The organism is Streptomyces sp. NPDC058964, from assembly GCF_042741275.1.
Lineage (GTDB): Bacteria > Actinomycetota > Actinomycetes > Streptomycetales > Streptomycetaceae > Streptomyces.
On record NZ_JBHYKH010000001.1, the window covers coordinates 4,145 to 17,808 of the forward strand.

Sequence of the window (13,664 nt, forward strand, 5' to 3'; positions counted from 1 at the left end):
GCCCGCGCGGGGGGGCGCCCCCCCCCGCGCCCCCCCCGGGGGGCGGCCCCCCGCGCACCCCCGCTTCGGCCTGGACGGCCTCCTCCTCGCCGGACGGGCTGGTTGATGCGGGCGTCGGCCTCCCCCCGAAGCGAGCCGTTACGCCAACCGTGCGGTCCTTCCCCCGTTCCCGCCCCGCCCCCGCGTGCCGTCCGTCACCATCGCACCCGTGTTGAGCACCGGAGCTGTTCGCGCGCATCTGCTCGCCGCTCGTCTCGCCGGGGCCGTGGCGACGACCCGGGAGGCGAGTCTGCGGAGTTATCGGCTCTTCGCGGCTCGCGATCCGCGCGCGCTGATCGGCATCGATCCCCAACAGGCCTGGGAAGTGAGGGATTTGCTCGGGCTGATGGCGGAAAGGTGCGGAGTTTCGGCCGATCCCTCTCATGTGACGGGGCATGATGTGATCGATCCGGAGCTGACCCTGACCGCTCTCGAGGCCTTCGCGGAGCGGCTCGCGGAGGTCGCCCAGCGTGGGGCGCCCGTGCTGTTCGGCACCGGGCACCCGCATCGGCTGCTCGGGTTCTACGCCGACTTGGCAGACGCCCTGTCGGCGGCGGGATGTGAGGTCCTCACCCCCGCGCAGGGTCGCTGTGTCGACATAACGACCCGGTTCGGTCTACGTACGCACAACCTTGATTACGTACGAGGTGTCGCGCTGGTACGGGCGTCCGACCCCGAACGCCCCGGTTGTGAGCCCGGCGCACACACGCATTCTCCGCTCCCGATTCGTACCGCGCTGGCCGCGGCCGCGGAGGCCGGCGGACCGCTGCCCGAGCTGGTGATCGGCGATCATGGATGGGTCTGCGGAGCAGGTCAGCTGGGGTTTGAGGCCATGGGGCTCGCGGATACGGATGACCCGGCGCTCTTTGTGGGGGAGGCGGAGGGGGTCGTGTCCGTCGTCGTTCCGGTCGATGACACTGTGCGGTCTGATTACTACCGCCCGCTTACCCGCTACGTACTCAATCGAGCGTGTCTGTCACAGTAGGCCGCCGATGGGTGCACCTCTTCCCCACTCGCATCACCCGCCCCTACATTGGGGAGTGAGCACGCAACGACGAAGAGTCACCGGAAGGGGAAGCCGGTGGCCGTCGAGTGCGGAAGGTTCAGGTGTGTCATGGCTGCAGCTGGCGAGAGGCCTCTGAACGAGGTTCAGTTCCTTACCGTGGCGGAGGTCGCCTCGGTGATGCGAGTGTCGAAGATGACCGTGTACCGGCTGGTGCACAGCGGTCATCTGCCCGCGATCCGGGTGGGGCGGTCCTTCCGCGTCCCCGAGCAAGCGGTACACGAGTACCTCCGTGAGAGCTATGTGGGGGTGGAGACAGCCTGACGAACCCCTCGATTACGACCTCAGCGCTCGGGCGGGTAGGCTGGCCCCTCGTAGGTCGTATGGGCCCATGGCGCCCAAACACCGAGTGATGAGAAGTGAGCGAGGGTAGTCGTGGGCTCTGTTATCAAGAAGCGGCGCAAGCGGATGGCCAAGAAGAAGCACCGCAAGCTGCTCAAGCGCACGCGCGTTCAGCGTCGTAACAAGAAGTAGGCGACGCCGCGAAAACGTGTTCGCGTGGCCCCCCACCGCTGCAGGTGGGGGGCCGTCGTCGTATGCGGCGCCGTATCGGAGTCGTATGCGGACGGGCGAATCTCGTCACTTCGTGCATCAGGGGGTCATCACAGCGCAACACCAACCCGCTAAGTTGGCCGCACACGGGGAACGCGGCAGGGTACGAGCGGCACAACGCCGAGGGCGGAAGGAAGGCGCTGATCTTGGGGAAGGTCGTGCTCGTGACCGGAGTGGCCCGTCAGCTGGGGGGCCGGTTCGTGCGACGGATCCAGCGTGACCCGCAGGTGGACCGGGTGGTCGCGGTGGACGCGGTGCCACCCGAGCACCATCTGGGCGGGGCGGACTTCATCCAGGCCGACATCCGGCAGCCCACCATCGCGCGCGTGCTCGCCGAGACGGCCGCCGACACGGTCGTCCACATGGACGTGACCGGCACCGCGCTGGGCAGCGGCAGCCGGGCGACGGTCAAGGAGACCAACGTCATCGGCACCATGCAGCTCCTCGGGGCCTGCCAGAAGTCCCCGACCGTGAAGCGGCTGGTGGTGAAGTCGAGCACCAACGTCTACGGGTCCGCGCCACGGGATCCGGCCGTGTTCACCGAGACCACCGCGGCCAAGTCGCTGCCCAGCGGCGGCTTCGCGAAGGACGCGGTGGAGGTCGAGGGGTATGTGCGCGGGTTCGCCCGGCGCCGGCCCGATGTCGCCGTGTGCGTGCTGCGGTTCGCGAACATCCTGGGGCCGACCGCGGAGACGCCGCTGGCCTCGTACTTCTCGCTGCCCGTCCTGCCGACCGTGTTCGGCTACGACCCCCGGCTGCAGTTCGTCCACGAGGACGACGTGATCGAGGTGCTGCGGATCGCCTCGCACGAGCCGGAGCGGGGCACGCTCAACAGTGGCACGTTCAATATCGCCGGGGACGGCGTTCTGCTGCTCTCGCAGTGCTCGAGACGTCTGGGCCGTCCCACGGTGCCGCTGCTGCTGCCGGCGGTCACCTGGGCCGGCTCCCTGGTCCGTACGCTGGGCATGACGGACTTCTCGCCCGAGCAGATCCGGCTCCTGACCCACGGCAGGGTCGTGGCCACGGACCAGATGCGCGAGACGCTCGGATTCAAGCCGAAGTACACGACTGCTGAAACGTTCACGGACTTCGTCCGCAGCCAGGGTCCCGGGTTGCTGCCACCGGAGGACATCGCGGGGGCCGTCGACCGTATCGCCGCGCTGTCCCAGAGGGGCAGCGGCCAACCCCCGACGCAGAGCGCCAACTGAGGAGCGCATCAACGATGGCGGATGCCAAGGTCATTCCGTTCGACGACGACCGGACGCGTGGGAGCGCCGTGCAGCGGCCGTCGCGACGCCGGAGTGGGGGGAGCCGGCGCAAGGGCGGCGAGCCCGCCCTGGTCCGTGAGGTCCAGCCTCTGCCCAGCAAGGCGCCCGCGCAGGATGATGTTCCTGTGACCCGTGAGGAACAGCAGCCGCAGCAGCCGCAGCAGCCGCAGGACGGCGGTCTGGAGCGGCGCGTGGCGAGCGGTCTCGCCTTTCTGCGGCGGCGGCTGACCGGGGACTACGACGTCGACGACTTCGGCTACGACGAGGAGCTCACCGACCAGGTCCTGATGTCCCTGCTGCGCCCGGTGTACGAGAAGTACTTCCGGGTCGAGGTGAAGGGGATCGAGAACATCCCGGCCGAGGGCGGCGCCCTGATCGTCGCCAACCATTCCGGGACGCTGCCGCTGGACGGCCTGATGATGCAGGTCGCCGTGCACGACCACCATCCGGCGGGCCGGCATCTGCGGTTGCTAGCGGCCGACCTGGTCTTCGTGCTGCCGGTGGTCAACGAGCTGGCGCGCAAGCTGGGGCACACCCTGGCGTGCACGGAGGACGCCGAACGGCTCCTCGGGCAGGGTGAGCTGGTCGGAGTGATGCCGGAGGGCTTCAAGGGCATCGGGAAGCCCTTCAGCGAGCGCTACAAGCTCCAGCGGTTCGGCCGGGGCGGGTTCGTCTCCACGGCGCTGCGCAAGGGCACGCCGATCATTCCGTGCTCGATCGTCGGGGCGGAGGAGATCTATCCGATGATCGGCAACGCGAAGACCCTCGCGCGCCTGCTGGGTTTCCCCTACTTCCCGTTGACGCCGACGTTCCCGTGGCTGGGTCCGCTCGGGGCGGTTCCTCTGCCGACGAAGTGGACGATCCAGTTCGGCGAGCCGATCCCGACGGACGGCTATCCGCCGGAGGCGGCGGAGGACCCGATGCTGATGTTCAACCTCACGGACCAGGTCAGGGAACAGATCCAGCACACGCTGTACAAGCTGCTGGTGCAGCGGCGCTCGGTGTTCTTCTGAGGCGGGGGCACGCCGTGTGATGTGGGGCGCGGCGGGGGCGGTGGATGCCGGAGGCCGGGAGTCGCCGGGAGGGGTCCGGTGCGGCCGTCCGAAGCCTGCGGGCCAGTGCGCGGGCCGGCAGACGGGAGGGGCCAGGCTGCTGGTGCGGCGGCGCTCGGTGTTCTTCCGAGGCGCGGGCGCGGCGGCCGGGTGGGGCGAGCTGTTCCGGGGGTTCGGTCCTACGACAACTGGGGCGCCCCTCCTGAGAGGGGCGCCCCAGTGTTCTGGTCCCGCTAGTTGGCGTCGTTGCCGTCGATGCCCAGGCCGGGCAGGAGGCCAGGGAGGAGCGGTGGGAGTGTCACGTCCGGTTCGCTGGTCGGGCTCTTGCTGGTGGACGGGGAGGCACTGCCGCTGCTCTTCGGCGGGTCGAGCAGGCCGCCGGTGCTGCCTCCGATCAGGCCGTCGCTCTCGCTGTCGGAGGCCGAGTCGCTCGGACTGCCGGTGCTGGAGTGCTTGCCGGAGGAGGAGCTGCTGCCGGTGGAGGGCGCGGTCGACCGCTCGGTGCTGGAAGAGCCGGGGGACGCCGAGCCGGAGCCACGGTGCTTGCCGCCGCCGCCCTGGGCGGGGGTCTGCGGGAGCAGGGACTGCAGCGGGGCGACCTCTTGGTCTATGGCGTCGAACACCGACGAGACCTGGTCACTGACGTCCCCGAGCTGGACGGGCAGCTTGTCGCGGAGTGCGCCCCACGCCTCGCGATGGGACCGCGAGAAGCTGGAGAGTGCCTGGATGGGGCCCAGGGACTCCGGGTCGCGCTCGTACGCCGCGTGCAGCAGGCGGTGGCCCTCGGCGACGTCGTGCTGCATGCCGGACAGAGTGCGGCGGATCTCGCCGATGGACTCGTGGTCGAGGTGCCCGCCGCGCCCGCGGTCCATCAGCCGCCTGGCCTCGTTCAGCCGGGTGGAGGCCTGGTCGAGGTAGGTCTGGCCGCGCTCGTCGTCGTTGTCGCTCAGGTAGTTGAGCTTGAAGTCCTCGATGCCGCGCTTGAGGCCGTAGAGCGAGTCGCCGGGCAGGGCGTCCGAACTCGCGGCGGCCACCCCGCCGAAGGCCCCGGCGGCCACCCCGACGCTGAGCCCGCCGGCCGCGAGGCCCTTGGTCAGCCGTGAACGCGGCCGCAACTTCCCCAGCGGGCTCGCCCGGTGGGCGCCCTTGGCGCGGTGGGAACGCTGCTCGGGCACCGAAGGATCCGCCGCCCCGCCCAGGGTGCCCTCCTGCAGCATGGCCTCCATCGCGGCCACGAGCTGGGCCCGCTGGACGACCTTGACCTCCGGGTCGAGCTGCGGCTTGGGCAGCGCGCCGAGACCGGTGGTGAGGGCCAACAGTTCGCCCTGCTCGATCCGTTCCGCAGCGGTCGGGACCGGTGGCGACGCTGCCGAAGCCTCCGACCGCTCGGCCGCCGTGTCCCGGTCGGACTGCTCCTCCAGGGCCTGGGCGAAGGCGTTCGCCCGCCGGTGCGCCGATACGTTCGCGATCACTGGCGGCACCTCCTCTCGTCATGACGGTCGACTCCCCAGGGGGTCCTGAGGGTTGCACGCCCTGGACCACTTCCACACGATCGAGTGATCAGGGTCGGCCAGGACGTGACCACAGGGAGCCTGTATCCCGCACAACGACTGGCGCGGCACTTGGGTTACGGACGGCGGATGAGTGGATCGGAAAGTCAACCGGCTTTCACGGACAGTGAGTTGAACGTCGCCCACAGTGGCCGCACCGCGGGCGCGCGAATGCTGCCGTCAGCGTGCGTCGTCGGGCAGGAGCCGGGCGAGTGTGCGCACGGCCCGGTACTGGAGGGTCTTGATGGCGCCCTCGTTCTTGCCCATCACGCGGGCGGTCTCGGCGACCGAGAGGCCCTGCAGGAAGCGGAGCGTCACGCACTCCTGCTGCTGGGGGTTGAGCCGTCGTACCGCGTCGAGCAGCGCGGCGTTGGAGAGGGACTCCAGGACGGAGTCCTCCGGGGAGCGCTCGACCTCGTTGGCGTCGAGCATCTCGCCGGTCGTCACCTCGAGGCGGAAGCGGCTCGACTTGAAGTGGTCGGCGACGAGGTTGCGGGCGATGGTGACCAGCCACGCGCCGAAGTCGCGGCCCTGCCAGGTGAAGGTGCCGATGCGGCGCAGGGCGCGCAGGAACGTCTCACTGGTGAGGTCCTCGGCGGTCGCCTTGCCGCCGACGCGGTAGTAGATGTAGCGGTACACGGTGTCGCTGTACTGGTCGTACAGGCGGCCGAAGGCCTCGGCCTCGCCGGCCTGGGCGCGCTCGACGAGGTCCATCATCCGGGCGCTGTCGCTGTCCGCGGCCGGACGGCGTGCCGTGGCCGCGGTGCCCGCGGAGCGCCCTCGTCTGCCGACCGCGGCCCCGCCGTCGGCCAGTGCGTAGCACGGGCCCGCGGGCGCGACGGTGGCGAAGGCGGGGACGGCGTACGCGGTCGGGGCGAAGCCGCGCAACAGTTGTTGGACCGTCGCGACCGTTGCGCGCAGCGTAGCCAGGCCCGAGGCGTCAACCCCGACGTGTGGGTACACGGGACTCCCAGAGGCAGAGCTTCCATCACGTGCAGTGCGGAACCTTTCACCCGTCGTAGCGACGGAGGGGTGCCGAATTGCGTCCCAGGAGAATAACGCTTCGTACAGGCCCTGCTACACCCAGTTGCTCAAATCATCGATTACGTCGCTTCCGTAACCGTTTGACGTCCCTTCAGGTTCCGCAGGGTGACCGCTTGTTGATCGGAAAAGTTCGGGTTCCTACGGAGCGAGGACGTGTTGGTCACCGGATGGCACAATCCGACACGGGGAGCCGCGGCGAGGCCGCCGGTGTCGCTACCGACGGCGGCGGTGCAGGGCGATCGCGGCGGCCGTGCCGCCGGCCACCGCGCCGACGCCCGCGGCCGCCGGGATGCCGACCTTCGCCGCCTTGCGGCCCGTGCGGTAGTCGCGCAGGCGCCAGTCCTTCTCGCGGGCGTGCTTGCGCAGCTTGGTGTCGGGGTTGATCGCGTAGGGGTGGCCGACGAGGGAGAGCATCGGGATGTCGTTGTGGGAGTCGCTGTACGCGGCGCAGCGGGAGAGGTCGAGGCCCTCCGCCGAGGCCAGGGCGCGGACCGCCTCCGCCTTGGCCGGGCCGTGCAGCGGCTCGCCGACCAGCTTGCCCGTGTAGACGCCGTCGACGGACTCGGCGACCGTGCCCAGGGCGCCGGTGAGGCCCAGGCGGCGGGCGATCACCCCGGCGATCTCCACGGGGGCCGCGGTGACCAGCCATACCCGCTGGCCGGCGTCCAGGTGGGCCTGGGCCAGCGCCCGGGTGCCCGGCCAGATGCGCTCGGCCATGTACTCGTCGTAGATCTCCTCGCCGATGGACTGGAGCTCGGCGACCCGATGGCCCTTCACGATCGACAGCGCGGAGTCGCGCGCGTCCTGCATGTGCTCGGGGTCCTCGACTCCGGCCAGCCTGAACCACGCCTGCTGCCAGGCGAACCTGGCGAGGTCGCGGGTCTCGAAGAACTTCCGCTTGTACAGGCCCCGGCCGAAGTGGAACAGTGCGGCGCCCTGCATCACGGTGTTGTCCAGGTCGAAGAACGCGGCGGCCTTCTCGTCGCCGAGCACCGGGAACTCCGGTTCCTCCTCCGGGACGTCGGAGACGTCCTGGGAGGACTTGCGCGCTGCCTCCGCCGAGGCCTCGCCTGCCAACACGCTTCGCGCCGTGGCGGAGCGCCTACGGGGAGTGAGCCATCCGAGAGCGGCCATGGCGTGAGCATAGCCAGTTTGTTCGGTGGTTCCGGAGTCGAGAGGTTTGAAGGCCGTGAACTCTCCGCGACCGGTCCGTTAAACAAGCGGGAGAATGGCCGACATGAGTCCCATCTTCCGCCGGAAGGCACCGGCTCCCCAGGACCGGCTCGTCACCCTGATCCGCAAGCCCGGCTGTCATCTGTGTGATGACGCACAACTCGTGGTGGAGAAGGTGTGCGGCGACCTCGGTGTGCCCTGGGAGCAGAAGGACATCACCCAGGACCGGCAACTGCACGACCAGTACTGGGAGCAGATTCCGGTCGTACTCGTCGACGGTGAACAGCACACCTTCTGGCGTGTGAACGAACAGCGGCTCCGCAAAGCACTGACCGACTAGTCCAAAGTGGCCGGGAGATTCCCTTAGGATCGACGGCGACTTGGTCTGGGGGGCGGGGTTCGTTGAGGAGTGTGTGCCGTTTTGCCCCCATTGGAAGAGGGTCTCCGGCGCCTGTGCGCCGGTCCCGCGCGACTGCGCCGGGGGCGCGTGACCCCGGTCACGTTGGCCGGGCAAATCGGACACCATCTTTGTGCACGCGTTCACAAAGACATAGCCTGCTGTCGACGGGGCGGTCTGGGTACGTGTGACCGCCCGCAGCCCCGCTCTACCCGCAGGAGCACCGTGGCAACTGGCCGAACTCACCGACCGGCGACCCGTAGCCGAGGGATTCCCGAGGCCACCGTCGCCAGGCTTCCGCTGTACCTCCGCGCGCTGACCGCACTGTCGGAGCGCTCGGTACCCACGGTCTCCTCCGAGGAACTGGCCGCGGCGGCGGGGGTCAACTCCGCCAAGCTGCGCAAGGACTTCTCCTACCTGGGCTCCTACGGAACGCGCGGTGTCGGCTACGACGTCGAGTACCTCGTCTACCAGATCTCCCGCGAGCTGGGTCTGACCCAGGACTGGCCGGTCGTCATCGTCGGCATCGGCAACCTCGGCGCCGCCCTCGCCAACTACGGCGGTTTCGCCTCCCGTGGCTTCCGGGTCGCCGCGCTCATCGACGCGGACCCGGCGATGGCGGGCAAGCCCGTCGCCGGCATCCCCGTCCAGCACACCGACGACCTCGAGCGGATCATCGAGGACAACGGCGTGTCGATCGGCGTGATCGCCACCCCCGCGGGCGCCGCCCAGCAGGTCTGCGACCGTCTGGTCGCCGCCGGGGTCACCTCCATCCTGAACTTCGCGCCGACCGTGCTGTCCGTGCCGGACGGCGTCGACGTGCGCAAGGTCGACCTCTCCATCGAGCTGCAGATCCTCGCCTTCCACGAGCAGCGCAAGGCCGGCGAGGAGGCCGCCCCCGAGAGCGGGGCGCCGACCGCCGCGGAGCGCAAGGACTCCGCCGACCAGGGGCCCGACGGGGACGTGCCCGCCGTGATGCCGGCATGAGTCTCCTCGTCGTCGGGCTGAGCCACCGCAGCGCCCCGGTCAGCGTCCTGGAACGGGCCGCGCTTGCCGCGGACGCCCAGGTCAAGCTGCTCCAGGACACGGTCGCCGCCGAGCCGGCCACCGAGGCCGCGGTGCTCGCCACCTGCAACCGCATCGAGCTCTACGCCGACGTGGACAAGTTCCACGCCGGTGTCGCCGAGCTGTCCACGCTGCTCGCCCGCCACAGTGGCGTCGGCCTGGAGGAGCTCACTCCCTACCTCTACGTGCACTACGAGGACCGGGCCGTCCACCACTTCTTCTCGGTGGCCTGCGGACTGGACTCGATGGTCGTCGGCGAGGGCCAGATCCTCGGCCAGATCAAGGACTCCCTGGCCAAGGCGCAGGAGCTGCACTCCGCCGGCCGCCTGATGAACGACCTGTTCCAGCAGTCCCTGCGGGTGGGCAAGCGCGCCCACTCCGAGACCGGAATCGACCGCGCCGGGCAGTCCCTGGTCACCTTCGGCCTGGAGCAGCTGGCCGCGGGCACCGATGTGCAGACCTGGGCCAAGGGCAAGAAGGCCCTGGTCATCGGCGCCGGCTCGATGTCCTCGCTGGCCGCCGCGACGCTCGCGCGCGCCGGGGTCGCCGAGGTCGTCGTCGCCAACCGCACCTTCGACCGCGCCGAGCGTCTCGCCCGGATCCTCACCGACAACCCCGACACGGACGTGACGGCCCGCGCGGTACCGATGGACTCGGTGCCGTTCGAGCTGACACGTGCCGACGTCGCCGTTTCCTGCACGGGTGCCACGGGTCTGGTGCTCACGGCGGAGGCCGTCGCGGCGGCCGTCGAGGGCCGCACCGGCGAGCCCGTCACCAGGACCGGCGAGAACTCCCGTACGGCCGCGAAGGCGGACGGACGCAAGGCGCCACTGCCGCCCAGCGGCACCGAGGACGGCTGTCCGCTCGACCTCTCGGCCGTGCAGGGCACCGCGGGCTTCTCCGTGCTCGGCGAGGCCGCCGTGGCCGGAATGGCCGCCGCCGAGCTGGAACAGCACGCGGCCTGGGTGGACAACGGCACACCCGACGCCTCCGGGTGGCGCGGCCCCGCCGCGGCCGGTACGAGCACGGTGCCGGACCCGGTGGCCGAGGCCGAGACGATCGCCGCCCTGGCCGCCGCCGCGGCCACCGTCGGCCGCATCCCCGAGCGCCGCAGGCCCGAACCGGTCGCCGAGATCCCGCGCCCGGCGCCCGCGCTCTTCCTCCTCGACCTCGCCATGCCCCGGGACATCGACGCGGCCGTGCACCGGCTCGCCGGAGTGCGGCTGGTGGACATCGAGTCGCTGGCCGAGGCGGCGGCGGACGCTCCCATGGCGGCCGACGTGGACCAGGTCCGGCGCATCGTCTCCGACGAGGTCGCGGCCTTCGGCGCGGCGCAGCGGGCCGCGCACATCACGCCCACCGTGGTCGCCCTGCGCACCATGGCCGCCGACGTCGTCGCGAACGAGATCGCCCGGCTCGACGGAAGACTCCCCGACCTGGACGAACGCCAGCGGGGCGAGATCCGGCAGGCCGTGCACCGCGTCGTCGACAAGCTGCTGCACGCGCCGACCGTCCGGGTCAAGCAGCTCGCGGCCGAGCCCGGCGGCGCCGGGTACGCGGACGCGCTGCGCACCCTGTTCGACCTCGATCCGGAGACGGTGGCCTCCGTCTCCCGCGCCGAGGACAGCACCGAGAACAAGGCCAAGAACCGAGGGCCAGCATGAGTACCAAGGCACTGAGACTGGGGACACGGCGGAGCAAGCTCGCCATGGCCCAGTCCGGGCAGGTGGCGGACGCCGTGAGCCAGGCGACCGGACGGCCCGTCGAGCTCGTCGAGATCACCACGTACGGCGACACCTCCCGTGAGCACCTCGCGCAGATCGGCGGCACGGGTGTGTTCGTCACGGCGCTGCGTGACGCGCTGCTGCGCGGGGAGGTCGACTTCGCGGTTCACTCGCTGAAGGACCTCCCGACCGGCCAGCCCGCGGAACTGGTGCTGGCCGCCATACCCGAGCGCGAGGACCCGCGCGACGTGATCGTCGCCCGGGACGCGCTGAAGTTCACCGACCTGCCCCAGGGCGCCCGCATAGGCACCGGCTCGCCGCGTCGCATGGCGCAGCTGAACGCGTACGCGCGCAGCCACGGGCTGGACATCGAGACGGTCCCGATCCGGGGCAACGTCGACACCCGCATCGGGTACGTGCGCGACGGGGGGCTGGACGCGGTCGTGCTGGCCGCGGCCGGGCTGAGCCGCATGGGCCGGATCGACGAGGTGACCGACTTCCTGTCGGTCGACACGGTTTTGCCCGCCCCCGGCCAGGGGGCACTGGCGATCGAGTGTGCCGCGGACAACGCGGACCTGATCGCGGCACTCGGCGAGCTCGACGACCCGTTCACCCGGGCCGCCGTGACCGCCGAGCGGTCACTGCTCGCCGCCCTGGAGGCCGGTTGCAGCGCCCCTGTGGGCGCGCTGGCCGACTTGCTGGCCGACGGGCAGATTGTCAAGGAAATGCGCCTGCGCGGCGTCGTCGGCACGACCGACGGTTCCCGCACGGTGCAGCTGTCCACCACCGGTCCCGTGCCCGAGACGCACGGCCAGGCAATGGCGCTCGGTCGCGAACTCGCCACCGAGATGCTTGCCCAGGGCGCGGCCGGTCTGATGGGGGAGCGAGCACAGTGAGCCCCACCGCCCTTCCTGCCGCCGGTCCTGAGCACGGGCACGTCACCTTCCTGGGTGCCGGACCCGGGGATCCGGGACTGCTGACTCTGCGCGCCGTGGAGGCGCTGGCGAACGCGGACGTCCTGGTCGCCGAGCACGATGTGCTCGACGTCGTCCGTACGCACGCCAGGCCAGGCGTCTCCGTCGTGCGCACGGACACGAATCCTTCGTCGGATGCGTATCCGGGCGCGGGCACGCCTCAACTGGCGGTTGTTGACGGCGCGTCAACGACCGCAGCCACCCCGTCCTTGCGGGATGCGGCACATCTTGTCATGGAGGCCGCGCGGGGCGGCAGGCGGGTCGTGCGTGCGGTGTCCGGGGACCCCGGGCTCGACACGTACGCCGCCGAGGAGATGCTGGCGTGCGCCGCCGCCGGGGTGCCCTTCGAGGTGGTTCCCGGTATCGCGGCCGCGGTCGGTGTGCCCGCCTACGCGGGTGTTCCGCTGCGCGACGCGCAGGGCGCGGACGTCAGGTTTGTGGACGCGCGTACGGCGTCGGACCGGTGCTGGACGGAGGTGGGCGCCTCGGACGGCACGGTCGTCGTCTCGACGACGCTGGACTCCGTGGCCGCCGCCGCGGGCGAGCTGGTGGCCGCCGGCCGCAAGCCGGACACCCCGCTGACCGTCACCGTCGCCGGTACGACGACGCGTCAGCGCACCTGGACCGCCACCCTCGGCACCATCGCGCAGACCCTGAAGCAGGCGAAGGTCCTGCCGTCCCCGGACGGCGGCCGGCCGGTGATAGCCGTGGTCGGTGAGCGTTCCGCCGCCGCCCAGCGCGACCAGTTGTCGTGGTTCGAGTCCAAGCCGCTGTTCGGCTGGAAGGTCCTCGTACCGCGTACGAAGGAGCAGGCGGCGTCGCTCTCCGACCAGCTGCGGTCCTACGGGGCCGTGCCGCACGAGGTGCCGACGATCGCCGTCGAGCCGCCGCGGACGCCCCAGCAGATGGAGCGGGCGGTCAAGGGTCTGGTGACCGGCCGCTACGAGTGGATCGCCTTCACCTCGGTCAACGCCGTCAAGGCGGTCCGGGAGAAGTTCGAGGAGTACGGCCTCGACGCGCGCGCCTTCGCGGGCATCAAGGTCGCGGCGGTGGGCGAGCAGACGGCGAAGGCGCTGATCGCCTTCGGCGTGAAGCCCGACCTGGTGCCGTCCGGTGAGCAGTCCGCCGCCGGCCTCCTGGAGGACTGGCCGCCGTACGACCCGGTCTTCGACCCGATCGACCGTGTCTTCCTGCCCCGGGCCGACATCGCCACGGAGACCCTCGTCGCCGGGCTCATCGAGCTGGGCTGGGAGGTCGACGACGTCACGGCGTACCGCACCGTGCGCGCCTCGCCGCCGCCGGCGGAGACGCGGGAGGCGATCAAGGGCGGCGGCTTCGACGCGGTGCTCTTCACCTCCTCGTCCACGGTCCGGAACCTGGTGGGCATCGCCGGCAAGCCGCACAACATCACGGTGATCGCCTGCATCGGCCCGGCGACCGCGAAGACCGCCGAGGAGCACGGCCTGCGGGTCGACGTCATGGCTCCGGAGCCGTCGGTGCACAAGCTGGCGGAGGCGCTGGCGGACTTCGGGCTGCGGCGGAGGGCTGCCGCCCTGGAGGCCGGGGATCCGGTGACCCGCCCGAGCGAGCGGCGGCCGGGGGCGCGACGGCGGCGTACGACCACGTGAGGTAGGGGGGGGGGGGGGGCGGCCCGGCGCCACAGCCCCCGCCCCGCCCCCACCCCGCCCGCGCCCGCGGGGGCTGTTCATGGAATATTTATTCACCCGCCTGCCCCGCGGCCGGGGGGCCGTGCCCATGAGCAT

13 protein-coding genes are annotated in these 13,664 nt (G+C 71.0%); 10 read left to right on the top strand and 3 right to left on the bottom strand.

Features of this window, described 5'->3' with window-relative positions:
* The first annotated feature begins 208 nt into the window (after window positions 1-208).
* From ACFW2E_RS00025 to ACFW2E_RS00045, 5 genes are all read left to right on the top strand, one after another.
* The gene (locus tag ACFW2E_RS00025) at window positions 209-1,024 is read left to right on the top strand and encodes a phosphatase (protein ID WP_384458810.1); all 816 of its coding nucleotides are present in this window, start codon (window positions 209-211) and stop codon (window positions 1,022-1,024) included.
* Window positions 1,025-1,153: 129 nt separating this feature from the next.
* A complete protein-coding gene (locus ACFW2E_RS00030) occupies window positions 1,154-1,366 on the top strand; it encodes a helix-turn-helix domain-containing protein (RefSeq protein WP_004984898.1) in 213 nt (70 codons plus the stop codon).
* A 111-nt stretch (window positions 1,367-1,477) separates the two neighbouring features.
* A complete protein-coding gene (locus ACFW2E_RS00035; RefSeq protein ID WP_003948845.1) occupies window positions 1,478-1,576 on the top strand; it encodes a 30S ribosomal protein bS22 in 99 nt (32 codons plus the stop codon).
* A 224-nt stretch (window positions 1,577-1,800) separates the two neighbouring features.
* Window positions 1,801-2,862, top strand: a complete 1,062-nt coding sequence (locus ACFW2E_RS00040) for an NAD-dependent epimerase/dehydratase family protein (protein WP_384458814.1) — start codon at window positions 1,801-1,803, stop codon at window positions 2,860-2,862.
* Window positions 2,863-2,876: 14 nt separating this feature from the next.
* Window positions 2,877-3,935: a lysophospholipid acyltransferase family protein gene (locus ACFW2E_RS00045; protein WP_384458817.1), complete on the top strand. Its 1,059-nt coding sequence runs from the start codon at window positions 2,877-2,879 to the stop codon at window positions 3,933-3,935.
* 272 nt (window positions 3,936-4,207) lie between these two features.
* On the opposite strand, the gene ACFW2E_RS00050 is transcribed toward ACFW2E_RS00045, so the two are convergent.
* The 3 genes from ACFW2E_RS00050 to ACFW2E_RS00060 form a co-directional block, all read right to left on the bottom strand.
* Window positions 4,208-5,446, bottom strand: coding sequence for a DUF5667 domain-containing protein (locus ACFW2E_RS00050; protein WP_384458819.1), 1,239 nt, complete (start codon window positions 5,444-5,446; stop codon window positions 4,208-4,210).
* A 258-nt stretch (window positions 5,447-5,704) separates the two neighbouring features.
* Entirely contained in the window at window positions 5,705-6,487 is a 783-nt protein-coding gene (locus tag ACFW2E_RS00055; RefSeq protein ID WP_384458822.1) for an ECF subfamily RNA polymerase sigma factor, BldN family, read from the bottom strand.
* A 294-nt stretch (window positions 6,488-6,781) separates the two neighbouring features.
* On the bottom strand, window positions 6,782-7,702 hold the full coding sequence (locus ACFW2E_RS00060) for an HAD family hydrolase (protein WP_384458825.1): 921 nt from the start codon (window positions 7,700-7,702) through the stop codon (window positions 6,782-6,784).
* Between the two features lie 94 nt (window positions 7,703-7,796).
* Here ACFW2E_RS00060 and ACFW2E_RS00065 point away from each other — a divergent pair, with 94 nt between their 5' ends.
* The 5 genes from ACFW2E_RS00065 (at window position 7,797) to ACFW2E_RS00085 (ending at window position 13,529) form a co-directional block, all read left to right on the top strand.
* Complete coding sequence (locus tag ACFW2E_RS00065) at window positions 7,797-8,081, top strand: glutaredoxin family protein (RefSeq protein WP_384458828.1); 285 nt, start codon at window positions 7,797-7,799, stop codon at window positions 8,079-8,081.
* Window positions 8,082-8,363: 282 nt separating this feature from the next.
* Entirely contained in the window at window positions 8,364-9,125 is a 762-nt protein-coding gene (locus tag ACFW2E_RS00070) for a redox-sensing transcriptional repressor Rex (RefSeq protein WP_384458831.1), read from the top strand.
* Window positions 9,122-10,867 (top strand): glutamyl-tRNA reductase, encoded by a 1,746-nt coding sequence (locus ACFW2E_RS00075; RefSeq protein WP_384458834.1) that lies wholly within the window; start codon window positions 9,122-9,124, stop codon window positions 10,865-10,867. Before ACFW2E_RS00070 ends, ACFW2E_RS00075 begins: the two co-directional genes overlap by 4 nt.
* Complete coding sequence (gene hemC, locus ACFW2E_RS00080) at window positions 10,864-11,823, top strand: hydroxymethylbilane synthase (RefSeq protein WP_384458837.1); 960 nt, start codon at window positions 10,864-10,866, stop codon at window positions 11,821-11,823. Before ACFW2E_RS00075 ends, hemC begins: the two co-directional genes overlap by 4 nt.
* Window positions 11,820-13,529 (top strand): uroporphyrinogen-III synthase, encoded by a 1,710-nt coding sequence (locus ACFW2E_RS00085; protein WP_384458840.1) that lies wholly within the window; start codon window positions 11,820-11,822, stop codon window positions 13,527-13,529. The genes hemC and ACFW2E_RS00085 overlap by 4 nt, the downstream gene beginning before the upstream one ends.
* The last annotated feature ends 135 nt before the right edge of the window (window positions 13,530-13,664 follow it).